Annotated in this window: 23 protein-coding genes; 5 read left to right on the plus strand and 18 right to left on the minus strand. The window is 67.8% G+C overall.

Translation table 11 applies throughout. The features are described 5' to 3' along the window. Positions 1-32 precede the first annotated feature (32 nt). From ACWGO6_RS09935 to ACWGO6_RS09945, 3 genes are all read right to left on the minus strand, one after another. Entirely contained in the window at positions 33-992 is a 960-nt protein-coding gene (locus ACWGO6_RS09935; protein ID WP_452326607.1) for a carbohydrate ABC transporter permease, read from the minus strand. Then, a complete protein-coding gene (locus tag ACWGO6_RS09940; protein ID WP_136040770.1) occupies positions 989-2128 on the minus strand; it encodes a carbohydrate ABC transporter permease in 1140 nt (379 codons plus the stop codon). Before ACWGO6_RS09940 ends, ACWGO6_RS09935 begins: the two co-directional genes overlap by 4 nt. A gap of 103 nt (positions 2129-2231) precedes the next feature. Further along, positions 2232-3548, minus strand: a complete 1317-nt coding sequence (locus ACWGO6_RS09945) for an ABC transporter substrate-binding protein (RefSeq protein WP_136040771.1) — start codon at positions 3546-3548, stop codon at positions 2232-2234. Between the two features lie 288 nt (positions 3549-3836). On the opposite strand from ACWGO6_RS09945, the gene ACWGO6_RS09950 reads away from it, so the two are divergent. Further along, positions 3837-4841: a LacI family DNA-binding transcriptional regulator gene (locus tag ACWGO6_RS09950; protein ID WP_136040772.1), complete on the plus strand. Its 1005-nt coding sequence runs from the start codon at positions 3837-3839 to the stop codon at positions 4839-4841. A gap of 80 nt (positions 4842-4921) precedes the next feature. Here the strand turns inward: ACWGO6_RS09950 and rplL are convergent, their stop codons facing one another. The 3 genes from rplL to ACWGO6_RS09965 form a co-directional block, all read right to left on the minus strand. Beyond that, positions 4922-5305, minus strand: a complete 384-nt coding sequence (gene rplL, locus ACWGO6_RS09955; RefSeq protein WP_029261007.1) for a 50S ribosomal protein L7/L12 — start codon at positions 5303-5305, stop codon at positions 4922-4924. A 48-nt stretch (positions 5306-5353) separates the two neighbouring features. Next, on the minus strand, positions 5354-5842 hold the full coding sequence (gene rplJ / locus ACWGO6_RS09960) for a 50S ribosomal protein L10 (protein ID WP_029261006.1): 489 nt from the start codon (positions 5840-5842) through the stop codon (positions 5354-5356). 441 nt (positions 5843-6283) lie between these two features. Then, complete coding sequence (locus tag ACWGO6_RS09965) at positions 6284-7261, minus strand: hypothetical protein (protein WP_136042466.1); 978 nt, start codon at positions 7259-7261, stop codon at positions 6284-6286. A gap of 315 nt (positions 7262-7576) precedes the next feature. Between ACWGO6_RS09965 and ACWGO6_RS09970 the strand changes: the two genes are divergently transcribed. Further along, complete coding sequence (locus ACWGO6_RS09970) at positions 7577-8260, plus strand: YqaJ viral recombinase family protein (RefSeq protein WP_136040679.1); 684 nt, start codon at positions 7577-7579, stop codon at positions 8258-8260. Between the two features lie 15 nt (positions 8261-8275). Here the strand turns inward: ACWGO6_RS09970 and ACWGO6_RS09975 are convergent, their stop codons facing one another. The 5 genes from ACWGO6_RS09975 to ACWGO6_RS09995 are packed head-to-tail and all read right to left on the minus strand — an operon-like array spanning position 8276 to position 11277. After that, a complete protein-coding gene (locus tag ACWGO6_RS09975; RefSeq protein ID WP_136040680.1) occupies positions 8276-8818 on the minus strand; it encodes a hypothetical protein in 543 nt (180 codons plus the stop codon). Then, on the minus strand, positions 8815-9459 hold the full coding sequence (locus ACWGO6_RS09980; protein ID WP_452326608.1) for a hypothetical protein: 645 nt from the start codon (positions 9457-9459) through the stop codon (positions 8815-8817). Before ACWGO6_RS09980 ends, ACWGO6_RS09975 begins: the two co-directional genes overlap by 4 nt. Next, positions 9456-10079: a signal peptidase I gene (locus ACWGO6_RS09985; protein WP_452326609.1), complete on the minus strand. Its 624-nt coding sequence runs from the start codon at positions 10077-10079 to the stop codon at positions 9456-9458. The genes ACWGO6_RS09980 and ACWGO6_RS09985 overlap by 4 nt, the downstream gene beginning before the upstream one ends. An 8-nt stretch (positions 10080-10087) precedes the next feature. Next, positions 10088-10753 carry a SipW-dependent-type signal peptide-containing protein gene (locus ACWGO6_RS09990; protein WP_136040683.1) on the minus strand — a complete coding sequence of 222 codons (666 nt, stop codon included), beginning with the start codon at positions 10751-10753 and terminating at the stop codon, positions 10088-10090. Further along, the gene (locus ACWGO6_RS09995; protein ID WP_136040684.1) at positions 10720-11277 is read right to left on the minus strand and encodes a SipW-dependent-type signal peptide-containing protein; all 558 of its coding nucleotides are present in this window, start codon (positions 11275-11277) and stop codon (positions 10720-10722) included. Before ACWGO6_RS09995 ends, ACWGO6_RS09990 begins: the two co-directional genes overlap by 34 nt. Before the next feature lie 278 nt (positions 11278-11555). On the opposite strand from ACWGO6_RS09995, the gene ACWGO6_RS10000 reads away from it, so the two are divergent. Next, on the plus strand, positions 11556-13283 hold the full coding sequence (locus ACWGO6_RS10000; RefSeq protein WP_452326610.1) for an MDR family MFS transporter: 1728 nt from the start codon (positions 11556-11558) through the stop codon (positions 13281-13283). Then, the gene (locus ACWGO6_RS10005) at positions 13270-13758 is read left to right on the plus strand and encodes a MarR family winged helix-turn-helix transcriptional regulator (protein ID WP_452326611.1); all 489 of its coding nucleotides are present in this window, start codon (positions 13270-13272) and stop codon (positions 13756-13758) included. Before ACWGO6_RS10000 ends, ACWGO6_RS10005 begins: the two co-directional genes overlap by 14 nt. On the opposite strand, the gene ACWGO6_RS10010 is transcribed toward ACWGO6_RS10005, so the two are convergent. Next, positions 13697-14641, minus strand: coding sequence for a LysR family transcriptional regulator ArgP (locus ACWGO6_RS10010; RefSeq protein WP_452326612.1), 945 nt, complete (start codon positions 14639-14641; stop codon positions 13697-13699). The genes ACWGO6_RS10005 and ACWGO6_RS10010 overlap by 62 nt on opposite strands. A gap of 70 nt (positions 14642-14711) precedes the next feature. On the opposite strand from ACWGO6_RS10010, the gene ACWGO6_RS10015 reads away from it, so the two are divergent. Then, entirely contained in the window at positions 14712-15374 is a 663-nt protein-coding gene (locus ACWGO6_RS10015; RefSeq protein ID WP_452326613.1) for a LysE/ArgO family amino acid transporter, read from the plus strand. A 4-nt stretch (positions 15375-15378) separates the two neighbouring features. On the opposite strand, the gene ACWGO6_RS10020 is transcribed toward ACWGO6_RS10015, so the two are convergent. The 6 genes from ACWGO6_RS10020 to rplK form a co-directional block, all read right to left on the minus strand. Then, positions 15379-15735 carry an iron chaperone gene (locus ACWGO6_RS10020; protein WP_136040689.1) on the minus strand — a complete coding sequence of 119 codons (357 nt, stop codon included), beginning with the start codon at positions 15733-15735 and terminating at the stop codon, positions 15379-15381. Positions 15736-15783: 48 nt separating this feature from the next. Further along, positions 15784-16587, minus strand: a complete 804-nt coding sequence (locus tag ACWGO6_RS10025) for an amino acid ABC transporter ATP-binding protein (protein ID WP_452326614.1) — start codon at positions 16585-16587, stop codon at positions 15784-15786. After that, positions 16574-17239, minus strand: a complete 666-nt coding sequence (locus ACWGO6_RS10030) for an amino acid ABC transporter permease (RefSeq protein ID WP_136040690.1) — start codon at positions 17237-17239, stop codon at positions 16574-16576. The genes ACWGO6_RS10025 and ACWGO6_RS10030 overlap by 14 nt, the downstream gene beginning before the upstream one ends. A 3-nt stretch (positions 17240-17242) precedes the next feature. Further along, positions 17243-18055, minus strand: a complete 813-nt coding sequence (locus ACWGO6_RS10035; protein WP_452326615.1) for an amino acid ABC transporter substrate-binding protein — start codon at positions 18053-18055, stop codon at positions 17243-17245. 189 nt (positions 18056-18244) lie between these two features. Beyond that, positions 18245-18934, minus strand: a complete 690-nt coding sequence (rplA, locus tag ACWGO6_RS10040) for a 50S ribosomal protein L1 (protein ID WP_029260994.1) — start codon at positions 18932-18934, stop codon at positions 18245-18247. Positions 18935-18945: 11 nt separating this feature from the next. Beyond that, positions 18946-19377: a 50S ribosomal protein L11 gene (rplK, locus tag ACWGO6_RS10045; protein ID WP_017829145.1), complete on the minus strand. Its 432-nt coding sequence runs from the start codon at positions 19375-19377 to the stop codon at positions 18946-18948. Between the last annotated feature and the right edge of the window lie 22 nt (positions 19378-19399).

Consider the following 19399-nt stretch of genomic DNA (forward strand, 5'->3'; position numbering starts at 1 on the left):
TTCTCGTGGAAGGACCGGAGTCCTTCGATGCGTCAGCCCTTCGTCGATCCCGCCAGCAGCCCGCGGACGAAGTAGCGCTGCAGTGCGAAGAACACGATCAGCGGAACGATGATCGACACGAACGCGCCCGCCGTCAGCAGGTACCAGCCCTCGCCGCGACCCGTGATCTCGGCGAGCACCTTCGTGATCGGCGACGCGGCTCCGTCGGCGAACACGAGGGCCACGAGCAGATCGTTCCAGACCCAGAGGAACTGGAAGATCGCCACCGACGCGATCGCCGGCATCGTGAGCGGCAGCACCACCCGGAAGAAGATCTGTCCGCGCGAGGCTCCGTCGACGCGCGCGGCCTCGATGATCTCGCCGGGGATCTCCGACATGAAGTTGTGCAGCAGATAGATCGCGAGCGGCAGCGCGAACATCGTGTGGGCGAACCACACCTGCGCATAGCCGCCGGCGACATCGAGTCCCTCCGTCACCTGGACGCCGAACAGGTTGATCCCGCGGGAGAACGACGACAGGAGGGGCACGAGCGCCATCTGGATCGGTACGATCTGCAGCGCGAACACGAAGATGAACAGCGCGTTGCGGCCCTTGAAATCGATCCACGAGAACGCGTACGCCGCCATCGCCGCGATCATCAACGGGATGAGCGTGGCCGGGATGGTGATGACGATCGAGTTGAAGAAGGACTCCAGGATCGTCAGCTGGGTGGTGCCGGACTGCAGCACAGCCACGTAGTTGTCCAGCGTCAGCTGCGGGTTGGTGAAGACCGTCCACCACCCGGTGGTCTCGATCGCGTCCCGCTCGCGGAACGACGAGATGAAGAGCCCGAGCGTCGGAACGGTCCACATGACGGCGATGATGATCGCTGCGACACTCGCCCAGGGCCGGCTGAGGCGCTTGCGCGCGCGTCCGGCGGAAGCATCGAACCGGCCTGCGGTCGTGATGGCCCGCGTGCTGTCGCCGGCGTCTGTCTTCACGGTGTCGGTCATCGGATCTCCCGCTGCTTCTTGATCTGGCGTGCGTTGTAGATGACGATCGGCAGCACCAGGATGAACAGGATGACGGACAGCGCAGCGCTGCGACCCGCCTCGAACTTCGAGAACTGGGTGTACATCTCGTTCGCCAGCACCGAGGTGCCGTAGTTTCCACCGGTCATCGTGCGGACGATGTCGAACACCTTCAGGGAGGCGATCGAGATCGTGGTCAGCACGACGATGAGCGCCGGACGGATCGAGGGGATCGTCACCGACTTGAAGCGCTCCCAGGCGTTGGCGCCGTCGAGCTCAGCCGCCTCGAGCAGTTCGGCCGGGACGCCCTTGATCGACGCCGAGAGCACGACCATCGCGAAACCGGTCTGCACCCAGATCAGCACCACGATGAGCGCCAGGTTGTTCCACGGACCGTTCAACAGGAACTGCTGCGGCTCACCGCCGAACCAGACCAGGATCTGGTTGAGCAGACCGATCTGCTCGAACTCCGGGCCGCGGTAGGCGTACACGAATCGCCAGATGATGCTGGCGCCCACGAACGAGATGGCCATCGGCATGAAGACCAGCAGTTTGTAGATCTTCTCGCCGCGCGTCCGGTCGATGAACACCGCATAAGCCAGGCCGATCATGGTGGAGAGCGTCGGGACGAGCAGCACCCACACGATCGTGTTGATCACCGCGGTCACGCCGTCGGACTGCGTGAAGATCCAGAGGTAGTTGGAGAAGCCGACGAAGTCGCTGCCGGTCGAGTTCCAGAACGACGCGTACACGGTCTGGATCGACGGCAGGATGAGTCCGGCGAGGAGGAGCAGCATGGCCGGGGCCATGAAAGCCACGAGCTGGATCAGGTATCCCGCGCCGTCGCGGGACCGGTAGTCCAGGAAGAAGAACAGCGCGCCGACGGCGACCGCGACTCCCATCGCCCAGTAGTAGGAGTTGAAGAACCACATCACCGCGAGCGGGATGAGCAGGCACATCGCGAGACGGATGCCGGTGTAGAGCGCGCCCTTGCGCGGCGCGATGTCGACGAGCAGCAGGATGATCACCACGACCACCGCGAATGCGATGACCACGGCCACGGCCTGGAGGATCGGCGGGAGTGTCCCGATCCATTGGAAGAACACAGTCGCGTTCATGGAATCCCCTTCATGAGACGGAGCTGATCAGCGGTCGGCGCGGCGATGCGCTGACCGGGTGTGAGAAGGAGGGCCGCCCATCGGGGCGGCCCTCCTCATCCGATCAGCTGGAAGGCCAGCCGGTCTCGATCTGGGTCAGCACCTCATCGGTGGAGGTCCCGTTGATCCAGGCGACCATGCCCTTCCAGAAGGTGCCGGATCCGACAGCACCCGGCATCTGGTCCGACCCGTCGAAGCGGAACGTCACCGAGTCGTCCTGGAGCAGCTTGATCGACTCCTGCAGGATCGGGTCCTCGACCACGTCGAGGTCGACGCCCTTGTTGGCCGACGTCACGCCACCGAGGGCGAGACGGCTGTTGGCCCACTCGGGGCTGGACAGGTACTCGAGCACCTTCTGCGTCGCCTCGGAGTCGCTGAATGCACCCACGATCTCGCCACCACCGGTGATGAGGGTCTCATCCGGGTTCGGGCTCGGCGTCAGGAACGCCCAGACGTCGCCGTCCTCGGCGAAGTTCGTGCCCTCGGGGTAGAAGCCCGACAGGAACGAGGCCTGGTGGGTCAGCCCGCACTCGCCGCTGGCGACCTTCGCGGCCACGTCACCGAACGCGGTGGAGTTGATCGAGCGCACGTCACCGAAGCCGGCGTTGACGTACTCCGGGTTCAGCAGGATCTCACCCGTGGCGTCGAACGCCTCCTTGATCTGCGGGTCGGTGAAGGGGACCTCGTTCTTGACCCACTGGTCGTAGACGTCGGGGCCCGCGTTGCGGAGCACGAGGTCTTCGATCCAGTCGGTACCCGGCCACCCGGTCGCGACACCGGACTCGAAGCCGGCGCACCAGGGGGCGGCACCGCTCTTGTCCTTGATGGTCTGCGTCAGCGTCAGCAGCTCGTCCCAGCTGGTCGGCTCCTCGACACCCCATTCAGCGAACTTGGTGGGCGAGTACCAGACCCAGCCCTTGACGCTCGCCATCAGCGGTGCGCCGTAGAACGTGCCGTCGTAGGTGCCGAAGTCGACCCAGCCCTGCGTCCAGTACTCCTCGGCGTTCTTCTTAACCGCTTCCGGAGCCGGCTTCAGCAGATCACGCGAGGCGTAGTCCGCGAACAGACCGGGCTGCGGGAAGATCGCGATGTCGGGCGGGTTGCCGCCCTGCGCGCGGGTGCCGAGCTGCGTCTCGAAGTCCTGGCTTCCCTCGTACTTGATCTCGATGTCGTTCTCCTTCTCGAAATCCGCCCAGGATTCCGCGAGGAGTTCGGCTTCGCCCTCGACGATCGTGCCGTAGATCGTGACGGTGTTGTCTCCGCCGCCACCTCCGCCGCCTCCGGAGGTCCCACCGGGAGCCCCGCATCCGGCGAGCGCGATGCCCGCGACCCCCAGCAGGGCGAGCGGCGCGTAACGCCGGGAACGCTGTGACAGAGCCATGTGAATTCTCCTCTTCGAGTACAGGGTCCCGACCTGATTCGATGCCACCCCGCGGCATCGGTAGGGAACCGATTCCAGGCCAACCTACTGGCGATCGATATCCCGACACAACACGGAAGGGTCACAAGCTCACAACCATTCGACTCTCCTCCATGACGTCGGTGGGAGCGCTCCCTCGCGCGCAGTGTGGAACCGGTTCCTTTTGAGCGCCTCGGCGACTACGCTGTCACCCGGCGCGGCCACCGCGCCGCCACCCACGCAACCGCGTGAACAGGTCGAGGAGGACCGATGAGCACGATCGCAGACGTCGCTGCGCGTGCCGGGGTGTCGAAGGCCACCGCGAGTCGAGCACTGAGCGGACGCGGCTACGTCTCGGACGACACCCGTGCCCGCGTCGCGGATGCGGCCCGCGAGCTGTCGTATGTCGCGCACTCCTCCGCGACGAGCCTGGCCACCGGTCGGACGCAGACCGTCGGCGTCGTGATGCCGCCCGTGGACCGCTGGTTCTTCGCCGAGCTGCTGGCGGGGATCCAGGAGTCTCTGTTCGCGCTCGACTACGACCTCTCCCTCTACGGGGTACCTGAGCGCTCGCAGACCCGGGAGCGGCTGTTCGAGAACGTACTGCCGGGGCGCCGCTTCGACGGCATCATCGCGGTGGGCATCCAGCCCAGCGCGCGCGAGCTCGAACGCCTGCAGCGCACCGGGCGCCCGCTGGTGAGCGTGGGCCCGTACAGCGACGGGTCGAGCGCGGTCTCGATCGACGACACGGCTGCGGCGCGCATCGCCACCGAGCATCTGATCGAACTCGGCCACACCGACATCGCCTTCGTCGGCGGTTCCGGGGACGGCACCGAGCAGAGCTTCGGGGACGCCCGGCGTCTGGCCGGCTACAACGATGCCATGCAGGCCGCCGCCCTCGCGGCCCACGCGCGTATCGTCGGCGCGGCGCCGACCATGCCGGGAGGGTTCACGGCGACAGCCGGCCTGCTCGGCGACCGTCGCAGCCGCCCGACCGCGATCGTCGGGGTATGCGACGAGGCGGCCATCGGCGCGATCATCGCCGCTCGCCGCCTGGGCATCGCTGTGCCGACCGAACTCAGCGTGGTGGGCATCGACGACCATGAGCACGCCGACATGTTCGCCCTGACCACGATCGGCCAATCACCCCGCGAACAGGGGCACGAGGCCGTGCGACTCCTCATGCAGCGGATCGACCGGCCGGATGCTCCGCTCGATCACCTCGCCGCAGCATCCGCCCTGGTGGTGCGCAACTCCACCGCTCCGCCGCGCTGACCCGCTCGGGAAGCGCCGGAGACGCACGAAGGCCCCGGGCGAACCCGGGGCCTTCGATCAGAAACGCGTGAGCGTCGCGATTACTTGAGGGTAACCGTTGCGCCTGCCTCTTCGAGAGCAGCCTTGGCCTTCTCGGCGGTCTCCTTGTTGGCGCCCTCAAGGACAGCCTTCGGGGCACCGTCGACGACAGCCTTGGCCTCGCCGAGACCCAGCGAGGTGAGCTCGCGGACGGTCTTGATGACCTGGATCTTCTTGTCGCCAGCAGCCTCGAGGATGACGTCGAAGGAGTCCTTCTCTTCCTCAGCCTCAGCAGCGCCTGCGCCACCCGCAGCACCGGCAACGGCGACGGGAGCAGCAGCGGTGACCTCGAACTTCTCCTCGAACGCCTTGACGAAGTCGTTGAGCTCGACGAGGGTCAGGCCGGCGAACTGCTCGAGCAGCTCCTCAGTGGTGAGCTTAGCCATGATGTATCTCCTAGATAGATGGGGTTTGTAGACGAGATCGCAGGTCGCTTACGCGGCCTCTGCGGTCTCCAGCTTTTCGCGAAGAGCATCGATGGTGGCGGCAGCCTTGCCCATCGTCGCCTTCATCATGCCCGCAGCCTTCGCCAGCAGAACCTCACGGCTCTCGAGCGCGGCGTACTTGTTGACCTCGTCCGCGGTGAGGGCGTTGCCCTCGAAGATGCCGGACTTGATCACGAGAAGCGGGTTGGCCTTGGCGAAGTCACGCAGAGCCTTGGCGGTGGCGACGAAGTCACCGTGCACGAACGCGACAGCCGACGGACCCTTGAGGTCGTCGTCCAGCGCGGAGATGCCAGCCTTGTTGGCGGCGATCTTGGTCAGCGTGTTCTTCACCACGGCGTACTCAGCGTCCTGACGGATGCTGTTGCGCAGCTCCTTGAGCTGGGCAACCGTCAGACCGCGGTACTCGGTCAGCAGGACGGCGTTCGAGTTCTCGAATGACTTCGTGAGCTCGGCGACCGATGCATCCTTCTGCGCCATGGTCACTCCTTGGTGTGTACGAGGCGCCGCACGGTGGTGGGGCGCCGACCTGGACCACCTGCACAGAAAAAAGCTCCGGCGCAAGCGCACGGAGCTTTGAGAAGTTCGTGTCCTGCGCGGGCCCCTGCTGTGCAGAGCTTCGATCCTGCGTGCTTGCGCACGCCTGATGACCAGCGGTCTTCGGTTGCCCCAACTCTACCCCACCCGCTCCCGTCCCCCAAATCCCCCTCTCCCTCCCTCTCCCTCCCTCTCCCTCCCTCCCCCTCTCTCCCTCCCCCCTCTCCCTCTCCCCTTCCTGACGCGATCGCCGAGTGCACGGGATGTCGCCGAGTGCACGGGATGGTGACGTGCAGATGCGGTGCGCTCGGCCGCAAGCCGTGCGCTCACCGATGGGTGGCAAGGCGTGGCGTGGCGTGACAGGGCGGGGCGGTGCAGGGCGGGTCAGGGAGGAGTGATGTGGAAGGAGGCGAGTCGAGCGGCGAGAGCCGCGGACGTCGCGATGTGCTCCGTCCCCCATCGCGCGAAGCGCCAGTGCGTGCGACCCCGGATCCAGTCCTCGCGCTGCTTCTCCGCGAGGAGGACCTGCTCGACCGTGCGGCCGGAACGCAAAGCCTCGTCGAGGTACTTCGTCTTGCCGTCGAACTCGCCGAAGCTACGGACGTCTGCGAGCCCGAAGTCAACGAAGTACGCGCGGCCGTCCGGTCCGTCGATCGGCACCTGCAGATCCGGAGCGGCGAAGCCGAGTCTGTGTAGATGCACCCGGCTCACACTTTCGCCGGGAAGCTGCGCCCGCCCGTCGGCGAAGTCCGCCACCCATCGCGCCTGACGGATCCCCCGAGCTCCCCCGGCGGCGGTCAACCTGGTCGCGAGCTCACCACGCCACGAGAGGACGGCATCCATGTCCCACTCCCACTGCCGCTCCGCCATCTGACGCTCAGCGGCATCCGCCAGCGCCACAGCAGCCGGGACCGGCAGCACTCGGATGAGATCGAACACCGTGCGCGACAACGTGGTGCACCGGATGCCGCCGCGTACCGTGACGTCGACAGACGGGAGCGGCGCGACATGACGGAACACATCTGGAGCACTCGAGATCCGCCGCGGAGAAGGAGTCGTCATGTGCACCCGCAGGAGTCTCGTCGCATATAGCGGAAGGCCCCAGAGCACGGCCGCCGATGTATGGGACATGACTGCGAGCCCGCTCGCATCGCGAGCCACAGCGATGACGTGCGCATGGTGCCTCTGTTCCGGCCACAGCGGCTCTCGCTCGACGGCATCCATGAACCATCCTCGCCGGATGGCGAACAGTGCTCCGCTCTGCAGCGCGGCGGCGATCCCGCGATCCGTCCATCCGTTCAGAACGAGGTCGGCCCGCGATCGCACGAGCTGGGAGAGAACGGGAGCAGTCGTCGTCGGCATGCCCCATGGTTCTCCCCCGTCCATCCCCAAACCCCGGTTTCCCCAACGCGTCCGCTCTCCTTCGCGTCCCCGGCTCTTTGTGCAGGAGGAGTGACCAGTCGCGAGTGCACCGGATGCTGCCGAGTGCACGGGTCGCACGCGTGAACAGGTCGTGCGCTCGGCAGCAACCCGTGCACTCGGCGGACGGGAGGAAGGGAGGGAGGGAGGGAGGGAGGGAGGGAGGGAGGGAGGGAGGGAGGGAAGGAAGAGGCGGGAGGGACGGAGAGGGCGGCGTGTGGGGAAGGGAGGGTCGGCGGGCGGGGTTAGGGTCGTAAGGTGACCCCGGAACTCGCTGCACGCATCGTCGCGGACTCTCGCGACCGCGTGGCGTGGATGCGGGCACGATCCCGCGGCATCACCGCCACCGACGTCGCCGGGCTCACCTCCGAGAAGTCGATCGCCCGCGCCGCGGACTCCAAGCTCGGCGGAGGCCCCCGCTTCGGCGGCAACGCCTACACCGACCACGGCCGGCGACGGGAACCCGAGATCGCCGCATGGGTGGCAGCGACCCACGGCATCCTCCCCTCGTCCGCCCTGTTCCGCGCCGAGATCGAGCACCGTCACCTCGCCACACCCGACGGCATCGCGGTCGACGCCGACGGGCGTGTGAAGCTCGCCGAGATCAAGACGACGAACAAGGCGTTCCGCGGCATCCCCCGCACCTACCTCCGCCAGATCTGGTGGCAGCAGCACGTCCTCGGTGCCGAGCGGACGCTGTTCGTCTGGGAGGAGCACGTCGACTTCGCCCCGATCCACGACGAGCCGCGCTGCGTGTGGATCGACCGCGACGACCGCGAGATCGCCAAGCTGGTCGGCCTCGCCACCAACCTGATCGACGAGCTCTATCGACGCACCACCGGTCGGCAGGTTCCGAGCAGGACCCCGGACGACGCCGCGGCCAGCCGCCGCGAGCAGCTCCGCGAACGCGACGCGTTCCGCGCGCTGGCACTCGCCGACTGAGCCGTCGGCTTCCGCCTAATAGCTGCGCGCTGTGGCCATCGCGCACTGCGGGTTCGCGCCGAGGAGCCCCATGCTCGCGTTCGCGACGAGCCAGTCCGACCGCCACCCGCCCGGCCCGATGAAGCGGATGCCGAAGGTCTTCGTCGCCCCGAGAAGCCCCGTGAGCAGCCCGCCGTCGATGACCGTGACGTAGGCGGCCGCGTTCCCCGACGTCTGGACGTTTCCGAGAAGGTTGCTCAGGATCGGCTCGAGGAGTCCCTGATTGGCGATCTGCCCGAACTCCGCCTTCGTGAGGTCGTATCCCGTCGCGGCGGCGGGCGCCCGCCACGAGATTGTCACTCGGGGGTTGGCGCCCAGCAGCCCGCTGCTGGCCACACACCCCGGGGAACCCGAGGCGATGGGTTCGGGGATGTTGATCGAGGTTCCCGTCGCGGTCGCCCGCTCGGCGTCGGTCCACGCCGCCTCGGTCGAGGGGACGGTCGGGACGAGACCGACGGCGACCAGCAGCGAGATCCCGAGCACGGCGCCCGCCGAACGCAGGCCTTTCGCCGGGCTCATCGGTCACCGCCCGGTTCACGCGAAACGACGCCGATCGCGACGACGCGACGACGAGCGACGAGCAGAACGCCGACGACGACCAGCGCAGCCCCTCCAGCGAGCGCCCAGGGCGGCAGCGGCGATGGTCCGGTCGCAGCCAGTCCCCCAGCGGGGCCCACTGTCACGTCTTCTCCGACACCGCTGGCATGGAGCCGGACGTTCGTCGAGCCCGCGCCCTCACCCTCACCGAGCCCGATGGAGAGCCGCACATGCGCGACGTCGATGTCGGTGACTTCGCCGAGCTGCACCTCCCCACCGTCGCGCGGGATCGGCCATGCCGAGCGCTCCACCATGGCGCCACCCGGGCACCCACTCTCCTGCCATTCGCGCAGACAGATCGACACGTCGAGGACGAGCGGCGCGTCACCCGTGGCACTCAGAGCGATCGTGACGATCCCCGGATCGGGCGCCTCTGCGCTGACCGCGACGTCCCATCGCACCTGCTGCCCGGGGAGCAGGGATCCGGCGGCTTCCCAGTCCGCGACCGAGACGAGCCGCAGGATGCGCCCCTGGATGATCTCCGTGGTGGGTGCCGCCCAGGCCGGAGCGGCCGAGCCGAGCAGCAAGGCGAGCACGGCGACTCCAGCGCTCAGGCGTCTCATGAGCGTCGATCCCTGCGCCGCGTTCCCGCCGCGACCAGCGCCTCCGTAGCCGCGGGCTCTTCGTCAGCCGCTGGCTCTACGACGCCCCCGGAAGATTCCTCGGCCGCCGCGCGTTCCCTCCGCGGCCAGAACGCCCAGACCACCAGCAGCGATGCGCCGAGCGTGACCCCGCCGAGCACCCACGGGCTGCCGAACCAGACGATCACATTCGCGAGGGCGGGTACCGAGCCGCGGACGATACGGACATCAGAGACGGTGTACGGCGACGGATCCTCGACGTCGTTCGCATCGCCCTTCATGGTGATGGTCCGGATGTCGCCCGCATCCGCCGGCTCGATGCCGGTGACGCGGTGCGTGATCGGCAGGGCCGCATCCCGATCCACCGTCACGACATCACCGACCGCGATGTCGGAGGCGGGGATCTTCTGCACGAGGGCGACGGACCCCGCCGGGATGCTCGGAGTCATCGATCCGGTCTTGAACATGATGAGCGAATAGCCGCCGGTGAAGGCCATGATCACGAGCACGATGCAGATCACACCGCCGATGGCCGCCAGGGTGAGCAGCACCTCGCGCACTCCGCGTCCCACTGCGCGGGCGCCGCGTGCGATGGTGGCCATGTCGTCGCTCAGCTCGTGCTTCCGGTGAAGGTCCAGGTCGGTTTGACGGTGCCACCCTGCGCCGTTCCGGTCGCGTCCGCCGGCAGCTCGAGCACGATGCAGTACGTGATCGTGTTGAGCGGGGTCACGGTCAGGGGCTGCGCGGGAAGCGCGGGAACAGCGGTCAGCGCGGCCGTCGCGGTGGCACCCGTCGTGCAGTTGGCGGGTGCCGCGACCACGGCGATGTTGACCCTGATCGCATTCTGCAGCGCGAGGTCGGCCCCGGTCGGCGTCGTGCCCGCATTGTTCGTCACGGCGACGCCGGTGAGGTTGACGGTACCGCCCAGGGTGCCCGACGCCTGCACCTGCACGTACGCCGCCTTCTTCACCCCCGGGTAGAGGCCCGATGCGTCCAGGGGCACCGTGAGCACGGTCTCGGTGGGTCCGTGCGAGACGAACGCTCCCTGGTCCGACCGCGATGCGATCGAGAAGCTCCCCGCGCTGACCGTGGTCGTCGCGAGTTCCTGGTCGGTCCACGCCGCGATCGTCATCGTCGCGCCGACACCGAGCACCAGCCCGCCGGCGAGCAGCGCCCGCACGCGTCGAAAGGTGCGCGAGGGCTTCGAACGGACGGATGCACGCAACGAGCGACGGGTGGGCGCTACGGCTGCACCGAGGTCGCGTTCCACTGCCATGTGACGGTTCCCGTGTCGCCCTGTTCGATCCCGCCCGCACCGGAGGCGGCGGTGACCTGGATGCACAGGTTGACGTCCGTTCCGGGAGTCATCGTCGCGGGCACTGCGGTTCCCGCGGCGAACGCGGTCGCATCGCATCCGAAGGTCGCCCCCGTGGACACGATGCCGTAGGTCAGCTTGCCGGCAGTGGCGAAGTCGCCCGCCCCCACCGGGGCCACCGAGTCGAGCGTCGCGTCGTAGGTGCCGCCGAGCCGCAGGGCGTAGGGCGCGTAGACCACATCCCCCGGGCTGAGGTTCGTCGGGTCGAGCTCGAAGGTCAGCGCAGCTGCCGCATCGTCGGTGGCATGGTCACTGAACGTCGTCCCATCCGTCGATCCCGTGAACGTGAAGGAGCCGGCGGTGAAGGTCCCGTTCGCGAACTCGGAATCGTTCCAGGCGGCGAGCGTGACCGCCGCCCCCACCCCGAGGACGAGTCCACCCGCCAGAAAGGCGAGAACCTTGCGCTTCGTGTCTTTGGTAGCCATCGGAGTCCCCCTCAGGAATCAGGCGTTCCGCGTGAATGCTTGGGAACGGCCTCCTCGCGGTGGCCCCGGCATCCCCGCCGTGCCCTCATCCTCACTGACGCCTTCCCACAGAACAAGGCGGTTTCGCGCACGTTGCCCGCACATCGCGCGCACTTCGAGACCCCACCCCCCGATGGTTGACGTAGATCAACGATTGTCATATAGTTGACCCAGTTCAACCATCTCGTGCGCGCCACAGCTGTCGCAGCATCCTCCCTTCCGACCGCGAAAGGTCTCGCATGACCACGGACTCCCCCGTCAAGATGACGCATCGCCAGGTGCTGGAAGCCCTCACCGGTCTCCTGCTCGGCATGTTCGTCTCGATGATCGCCACCACGGTGGTCTCCACATCGATGCCGGTCATCGTGCACGATCTCGGCGGCGACCAGGCCGCGTACACCTGGGTCATCACCGCGACCCTCCTCACCACCGCGATCTCCACCCCGATCTGGGGCAAGCTCGCCGACCTCTTCAACCGCAAGCTGCTGATCCAGATCGCGATCGTGATCTTCGTCGGCGCGACCGCCGCCGCCGGCTTCGCCCAGGACACGAACACCCTCATCGCCTTCCGAGCGATCCAGGGCATCGGCGGAGGCGGACTCGCCGCCCTCAGCCAGGTCATCATGGCCGACATCATCAGCCCGCGCGAGCGCGGCCGGTACATGGGGCTGTTCGGCGCCGTGATGGCCGTCGCCACCGTGGGCGGCCCGCTGCTCGGCGGCTGGATCACCGACGTCGCGAACTGGCGCTGGAACTTCTTCGTCGCGCTCCCCTTCGCCGTCGCCGCGCTGATCATCCTGCAGAAGACGCTGCACATCAGCACCGAGCGCACCCGCAAGGTCTCGATCGACTACGTCGGCATCGTGCTGCTCTCGGCCGCCGTGTCGCTGATCCTCATCTGGATCACGAACGCCGGCTCGACGTTCGACTGGTGGAGCACCGAGACCGTGCTCATGGTCGGCGGCGCGATCGTCTCGGCCATCGCCTTCATCATCGTCGAGCTCAAGGTGCGCGAGCCGCTCATCCCGCTCACGCTCTTCCGCGGTCGCACCTTCACGCTGTCGGTGCTGGCCTCGATCTCCATCGGCGTCGCGATGTTCGGCACCTCGGTGTACCTCGCGCAGTACATGCAGCTCTCGCGCGGCGCCACGCCCACCGAGGCGGGGCTCATGACGCTGCCGATGATGGCAGGGCTCCTGATCTCGTCGATGGTGATCGGCCAGCTCGTGACCCGCTTCGGCAAGTGGAAGGGCTACCTGATCCTCGGCTCCGTGCTGCTGATCGCCGGTTCCGTCATGCTGTCGACGCTGCACTACGACACGAACTTCATCCTCGTCTCGATCTACATGTTCGTGATGGGCGCCGGCGTCGGCATGACCATGCAGAACCTCGTCCTCATCGTGCAGAATGTCGCGAAGCCCAGCGAGATGGGTGTCGCCAGCTCGGGCGTCACCTTCTTCCGCAGCCTCGGCGGCACGGTCGGCGTCTCGGTCATGGGCGCCGTGCTCGCGAACAGCCTCACGGGCCTGTTCAGCGACGGGAAGGAGCGCCTGGGCACCGCGATCGCGAGGCTCGGCGACAAGGGCGCCGAGGTGGCGGCTCAGCTGTCCAGCGGAACGCTGCCCGAGGTCCGGCTGCTTCCGGAGCCGGTGCGCTCGATCGTCGAGGACTTCTACGCGCAGGCCATCTCGCACGCCTTCCTGATCGGCATTCCGCTCGCCGTGATCAGCCTCATCGCGATCCTGTTCCTGCCGAACCGTCCGCTCACCACGATGACGACGACCGAGCGCGCACGGGCGGATGCGGCGAAGTCGGATGCAGCCGCATACGGCAGCGGTACCCCGGTCGACGACGCGGCAGACGTCGCGATCGACGACGCCGCAGCGCTCTCCGGCGCACCGACGACGGGCACCGTCGGCGTGGTCGGTCGCGCCCGCGACGATTCGGCCTCCGATGCCGGACGCTGACCGCCTCTCCGACACCCCCGAGGCGCGGGCCACTGCGGTCCGCGCCCTCGAGGCGGAGTTCGGCGAGCTGATCACGCACTTCCGCCGCGTGATCTCGGAGAATGCGAACCGCGTGAGCCCCGGTCTGCTGCCGGGCGCGTACAAGACCTTCACCACGATCGCGCGATGCGAGACGGTCACGGTGTCGGCGCTGTCCGAGCGGATGCTGCTGGACAAGGGCCAGGTCAGCCGGATGGTGCGGGAACTCGAGGAGCTCGGGCTCGTCGAGCGCTCGACCGATCCCGCGGATGGACGCTCCTTCCTGCTGCAGCTCACCCCGTTGGGCGAAGAGCGCCTCGCGGCCGCGCGGCTCCCTCAGGAGGGCAGGCTGCTGCGCACGCTCGAAGACTGGAGCCTCGCCGACATCGGCAGCCTCACCCGTCTGCTCCACGCCCTGGCTTCGGGCGCGAGCCCGGACGCGACCGCGGCCGAGTGACGGGCACCTCGGCGAGCACGCGGCGCGCTTCGAGGGCGACCTCGGCGGCGATGGTGTCGAGCAGCTCTGAGCGCAGGTTCCACTGCTGCCAGTAGAGCTGGACACGAAGGGTCGGGCCACCCAGCGGGACCAGCCCGGACGACTCCTGCAGGAGCGGGACCATCCCCCACCCGAGCCCGAGCGCTACGGCGACCGCATAGTCGTGCGATGCCGGGACGTAGTGCCGCGGCACCCCCGCCTCATCGACGGACATCGCTCGGAGCCACTCGTGCTGCAGCGTGTCCCGTCTGTCGAAGTCGACGAACGGTGCGGCTGTCAGGGCATCCGCCGTCACCCCGTCAGGGAACCACCGCGATGCGAATCCCGATTCCGCCATCGCCCGGTACTCGAGCACGCCGAGAGGCGACACCGAGCATCCGGCGACCGGCGCGGCCTCGCTCGTGACCGCGGCCATCACGGTGCCGGATTCCAGGAGCCGCGCGGTGAAGTTCTGGTCGTCGCGGTGCAGGTCGAAGTCGATGTCGTGGCCGGCCGCGAGCCGGGACAGTGGCGCGAGGAACCACGTCGCCATCGAATCGGCGTTCACGGCGAGCGGGATGGTGATCCGCCGGCTGCCCGCCACCTCATCGATGCCCACCCCGATGAGCGCGTCATGTTCGAGCAGCGCGATCTGGCGGGCCAGACGGACGACGGCCTCTCCCGCCTCGGTCAGCCGCGCGGGCTTCGTCCGCACCACCAGGATCCGACCGAGTTGCTGCTCCAATGTCTTCAGGCGCTGGCTCACCGCCGACGGAGTGATCTGCAGTCGCCTCGACGCGGCATCCAGTGTGCCCTCGTCGACGATCGCGGCGAGCGTGGCGGCCAGTTCGGGATCGATCCTCACATTAGCGATGCTAATGGCACGGTAGGAATCTTCGCTTCTCTTCATGCTGACGGATTCCTAGGCTGGAGCCATGCTCACCGTTCTCGCCGGCCTCGGACTCGGCCTCTCCCTCATCGTCGCCATCGGCGCGCAGAACGTCTTCGTGCTGCGCCAGGGCATCCGCCGCGAGCACGTGTGGGCTGTCGTGATCATCTGCGCCCTGTCGGATGCCGCCCTCATCGCCTCCGGCGTCGCCGGACTCGGATTCGTGCTGTCGGCCGCTCCGTGGCTCATCGTCGTGGCCCGCTGGGCGGGGGCGCTCTTCCTGCTGAGCTACGGCATCCTGGCCGCTCGGCGGGCCTGGCGCGGCGGCGAAGAGCTTCAGGTGGACGTCGCGGATGCCCCCGGCTCCGGGTCGACGACATCGGTCGGCTCGACGGCGACCGCCACCCGCACCCGGCTGGCGCCAGTGATCCTGACCACGCTCGCCCTGACGTGGCTGAACCCGCACGTCTACCTCGACACGGTGCTCATGCTCGGCTCGATCGCGGCGACGCACGGCGACGACCGCTGGCTCTTCGCGGGCGGGGCCATGGCTGCCAGCCTGCTGTGGTTCACGGCTCTGGGGTTCGGCGCGCGCTATCTGGGTCGCTGGCTGCGCACGCCGCGCTCCTGGCGCATCCTGGATGCGGTGATCGCTGTGGTGATGATCGCCATCGCCATCAGCCTCGTGCTGCCGGTGCTGGGCGGCTGACGGATCAGCTGCCGTCGATCTGGGCGAGCCGGGCCTTGACCAGGCGGTCGAGCACGTCGTCGGGGATCGGATGCTCCGGCTGGAACCGGATGGTCCCCTTGTCGACGCTCACCCCCGGATGTCCCTCCAACGCGCTCGCGACAGCCGCGACCGCATCCGGGCTGAACGGATAGATCCCGATGTGTTTCTTGGCGCGCATCACCGACAGGAGCGGCTTGCCTCCATACACGAGGGCCGGCATCCCGTAGCCCTTGCCCTGCTCCGCGTCCGGCGCCTCCCGTCGCGCGACCGCATAGACCCGGTCGATGGCGTCACGGTCCGCAGGGAGGAGTTCTTCGAGGTAGTCGTCGACGGTGCCCATCACGGCATCCTTCCACCGTTCCGCGCGCAGGGCGAGGACCGGGCGGGATCAGGCGCCGTCGAGCGGACGCATGATGCGCGTGAGGAAACGCTGCGTGCGCTCGTGCTTCGGCGCGCGGAAGAGTTCGGCCGGCGGGCCCTGCTCCACGACCACACCGGCATCCATGAACAGCACATGGTCGGCTGCCTCGCGCGCGAAGCTCAGCTCGTGCGTCACGACCGCCATGGTCCAGTTCTCATCCGCCAGCTCCTTGATCACCAGCAGCACCTCCCCCACCAGCTCCGGGTCGAGCGCGCTGGTCGGCTCGTCGAAGAGCAGCAGGTCGGGCTTGAGCGCGAGCGCCCGCACGATGCCGACGCGCTGCTGCTGACCACCCGAGAGCTGATGCGGCCGCGCGTGCGCCTTGTCTGCCAGACCCACGCGGTCGAGCAGGAGGAGGGCGTCGGTCACGACCTCGGCCTTGGGACGCCCCTGCACCCTCCACGGTCCCTCGATCACGTTCTCGAGGACGGTGAGGTGCGGGAAGAGATTGTGATGCTGGAACACCATCGCCGACCGGTCGCGCAGGGCGAGCCGCTTCTGCTTCTGCTCGCGGTTCCCGGGCTTGGCGGCGTGTGCGAAGTCGATCTCGGGCCCTCCCGCGACGGCGATGGTTCCCGCGTCGGGGGTCTCGAGGCCGTTGAGCGCGCGCAGCACCGTCGTCTTCCCCGAACCGCTCGGACCGATGAGGACGACGACCTCGCCGCGGTGCAGCGTCAGGTCGATGCCGCGCAGCACCTCGTTGTCCCCGAAGCTCTTGCGCAGACCGCGGGCCGTGAGGAGCGGTTCGGGTGTGTTGTCAATGGGCGACACGGCTGTCGAGCCTCCTCTCGAGGGCGCTCTGTCCGAAGGACAGCACCAGGCAGAACACCCAGTACACCAGCGCCGCGGCGAGGTAGACCACCATGAACTCGAGGGTCGTCGCAGCGATCTGCTGCGCCACCTTGAACAGCTCCGTCACCAGGATCAGCGAGGTGAGAGAGGTGTCCTTGACGAGCGAGATGAACGTGTTGGACAGCGGCGGCACCGACACGCGTGCCGCCTGAGGCAGGATGATCCGGGTCAGCGTGCGGGTGCGGTTCATCCCGACCGTGTACGCCGCCTCCCACTGCCCCTTCGGGACCGAGAGGATCGCCGCACGCACCACCTCGGCGCCGTAGCCGCCCACGTTGAGCGAGAGCGCGATGATGGCGCTGGGCCAGGGGTCGAGCGTGATCCCGATCGACGGCATGCCGTAGAAGATCACGAACAGCTGCACGAGCATGGGCGTGCCGCGGATCACCGAGATGTAGAACCGGGCGACGCCGGAGACGACCGGGTGCACCGAGATCCGCATCAGTGCGACGCCGACGGCGATGACGAGCCCCAGGACGAACGACACCAGGGCCAGGGGCACCGTCGCCGTCAGGCCCGCCCAGGCGATCGGCCCGAGCGAATCGAAGAACAGCTGCCAGGGGCTCTCCATCGACTACTTCGTGACGTCTTCGCCGAAGTACTTGTCGCTGATCTCGGCCAGGGTCCCGTCGGCACGGAGTTCTTCGAGGGCACCGTCGACGGCCTCGACGAGCGCCTCCTTGTCCTGGGTGAACACGAAAGCCTGCTCGCCAGCCTCATCCGTCTCGGCGGCGATCTTCAGTCCGGTCGGGCTGTTGGTGGTCTCGTAGTCGAGGAAGGTCAGCTTGTCGTTGACCGTCGCATCCACGCGGCCCTGGCGCAGCAGCTCCACCGCCTGCGCCCAGCCTTCGACCGCTTCCACCTTCGCTCCCGAGTCGGTGGCCAGCTCGTACCAGTTGCTGGTGAGCGACTGTGCGGTGGTCTTGCCGTCGAGGTCGTCGAACGAGGAGATCGAGTCGTCGTCCTCGGCCACGACGATGACGCCGGGCGAGACCGTGTACGGGGCGCTGAAGAGGTACTTCGCCTCGCGCTCGTCGTTGATCGAGACCTGGTTGGCGATGACGTCGAAACGTCCCGCGTCGAGGCCCGCGAAGATCGCATCCCACTGCGTCTCCTGGAACTTCACCTCGAGGCCGAGCTTGTCGGCGACGGCCTGGATGATCTCCACGTCGAAGCCGGTGAGGTCGCCCGAGCCGCCGTCGCCGTGGAAGCTGAAGGGGCGGTAGGTGCCCTCGGTCGCGACCGTGAGCGTGCCCTCCTGCACCAGCCCGAAGTCGGAACCCTCTGCGCCGTCGGATGTGCTGGCGGGCGTGCTCGACCCGCTGCAGGCGGTGAGCGCCGCGGCGGCGACGACGAGTGCGGTGACGGCGATGAGACGACGGGACATGGACCCTCCTGGGGTGAGAAGCGCGGTGCGAGTTTACGCGACCGTCGCGGGAACTCCCTCACAGTACGCGGACGGGGCCGCGTCTCCGCATCCGATGACGTTTCGTTTCGTGGGGGATGAACGCAGAAACGCCCCCGGGCGGACCCGGGGGCGTTCCTCTGCGACTGGGTCGCTGAGCTTGTCGAAGCGTCAGATGGAGTTGACGTCCAGCGGGATGCCGGGGCCGAACGTGGTCGACACCGCACCCTTCTGGATGTAACGGCCCTTCGAGCTCGACGGCTTGAGGCGGACGATCTCCTCGAGCGCTGCGCCGATGTTCTCATCGAGCTGCTCAGCGGTGAACGATGCCTTGCCGACGACGAAGTGCACGTTGGCGTGCTTGTCGACGCGGAACTCGATCTTTCCGCCCTTGATCTCCTCGACGGCCTTGGCCGGGTTCGGGGTCACGGTGCCGGTCTTCGGGTTCGGCATCAGACCACGCGGTCCGAGCACCTTTCCGAGACGACCGACCTGGCCCATGAGCTCCGGGGTGGAGACAGCGGCGTCGAAGTTGGTCCAGCCATCGGCGACCTTCTGGATGAGCTCGGCGCCGCCGACCTCATCTGCACCTGCGGCGATCGCTGCCTCGGCCGCGGGGCCGGTGGCGAAGACGATGACGCGGGCGGTCTTACCGGTGCCGTGGGGCAGGATGACGGTGCCGCGCACCATCTGGTCTGCCTTGCGGGGGTCGACGGCGAGCTTCAGCGCGACCTCGACTGTCGAGTCGAACTTCGACGAGCCGGTCTCCTTCGCGAGGGCGACTGCCTCGGTCGGGGTGTAGAAACGGTCTGCCTCGATCTTCTCGGCGGCAGCCTTGTAAGCCTTGGACTTGGTAGCCATGATTATTCTCCTCAGCCCTCGACCGTGATGCCCATGGAGCGGGCGGTGCCGGCGATGATCGAGATCGCGGCCTCGATGTCGTTCGCGTTCAGGTCGGCCTGCTTGGTCTCGGCGATCTGGCGGACCTGGTCCTTGGTGATCTTCGCGACCTTGACGGTGTGCGGGGTCGCAGAGCCCTTGGGGACGCCTGCGGCCTTCTTGATGAGCTCCGCCGCCGGCGGGGTCTTCAGGACGAAGGTGAAGCTGCGGTCCTCGTAGACGGTGATCTCGACGGGGATGACGTTGCCGCGCTGCGACTCGGTCGCGGCGTTGTACGCCTTGCAGAACTCCATGATGTTGACGCCATGCTGACCGAGCGCGGGGCCGATCGGCGGCGCCGGGTTGGCTGCACCGGCGTTGATCTGAAGCTTGATCAGGCCGGTCACCTTCTTCTTCGGTGCCATTCTCTTTCCTTTCATCGAATCG

This window comes from Microbacterium sp. NPDC055665, from assembly GCF_053618035.1.

Coding starts and splice junctions, on each gene's coding strand:
- ACWGO6_RS09935 (WP_452326607.1), bottom strand. CDS start 992: ATGACCGACACCGTGAAGACAGACGCCGGCGACAGCACGCGGGCCATC.
- ACWGO6_RS09940 (WP_136040770.1), bottom strand. CDS start 2,128: ATGAACGCGACTGTGTTCTTCCAATGGATCGGGACACTCCCGCCGATC.
- ACWGO6_RS09945 (WP_136040771.1), bottom strand. CDS start 3,548: ATGGCTCTGTCACAGCGTTCCCGGCGTTACGCGCCGCTCGCCCTGCTG.
- ACWGO6_RS09950 (WP_136040772.1), top strand. CDS start 3,837: ATGAGCACGATCGCAGACGTCGCTGCGCGTGCCGGGGTGTCGAAGGCC.
- rplL (WP_029261007.1), bottom strand. CDS start 5,305: ATGGCTAAGCTCACCACTGAGGAGCTGCTCGAGCAGTTCGCCGGCCTG.
- rplJ (WP_029261006.1), bottom strand. CDS start 5,842: ATGGCGCAGAAGGATGCATCGGTCGCCGAGCTCACGAAGTCATTCGAG.
- ACWGO6_RS09965 (WP_136042466.1), bottom strand. CDS start 7,261: ATGCCGACGACGACTGCTCCCGTTCTCTCCCAGCTCGTGCGATCGCGG.
- ACWGO6_RS09975 (WP_136040680.1), bottom strand. CDS start 8,818: ATGAGCCCGGCGAAAGGCCTGCGTTCGGCGGGCGCCGTGCTCGGGATC.
- ACWGO6_RS09980 (WP_452326608.1), bottom strand. CDS start 9,459: ATGAGACGCCTGAGCGCTGGAGTCGCCGTGCTCGCCTTGCTGCTCGGC.
- ACWGO6_RS09985 (WP_452326609.1), bottom strand. CDS start 10,079: ATGGCCACCATCGCACGCGGCGCCCGCGCAGTGGGACGCGGAGTGCGC.
- ACWGO6_RS09990 (WP_136040683.1), bottom strand. CDS start 10,753: ATGGCAGTGGAACGCGACCTCGGTGCAGCCGTAGCGCCCACCCGTCGC.
- ACWGO6_RS09995 (WP_136040684.1), bottom strand. CDS start 11,277: ATGGCTACCAAAGACACGAAGCGCAAGGTTCTCGCCTTTCTGGCGGGT.
- ACWGO6_RS10000 (WP_452326610.1), top strand. CDS start 11,556: ATGACCACGGACTCCCCCGTCAAGATGACGCATCGCCAGGTGCTGGAA.
- ACWGO6_RS10005 (WP_452326611.1), top strand. CDS start 13,270: ATGCCGGACGCTGACCGCCTCTCCGACACCCCCGAGGCGCGGGCCACT.
- ACWGO6_RS10015 (WP_452326613.1), top strand. CDS start 14,712: ATGCTCACCGTTCTCGCCGGCCTCGGACTCGGCCTCTCCCTCATCGTC.
- ACWGO6_RS10020 (WP_136040689.1), bottom strand. CDS start 15,735: ATGGGCACCGTCGACGACTACCTCGAAGAACTCCTCCCTGCGGACCGT.
- ACWGO6_RS10030 (WP_136040690.1), bottom strand. CDS start 17,239: ATGGAGAGCCCCTGGCAGCTGTTCTTCGATTCGCTCGGGCCGATCGCC.
- ACWGO6_RS10035 (WP_452326615.1), bottom strand. CDS start 18,055: ATGTCCCGTCGTCTCATCGCCGTCACCGCACTCGTCGTCGCCGCCGCG.
- rplA (WP_029260994.1), bottom strand. CDS start 18,934: ATGGCTACCAAGTCCAAGGCTTACAAGGCTGCCGCCGAGAAGATCGAG.
- rplK (WP_017829145.1), bottom strand. CDS start 19,377: ATGGCACCGAAGAAGAAGGTGACCGGCCTGATCAAGCTTCAGATCAAC.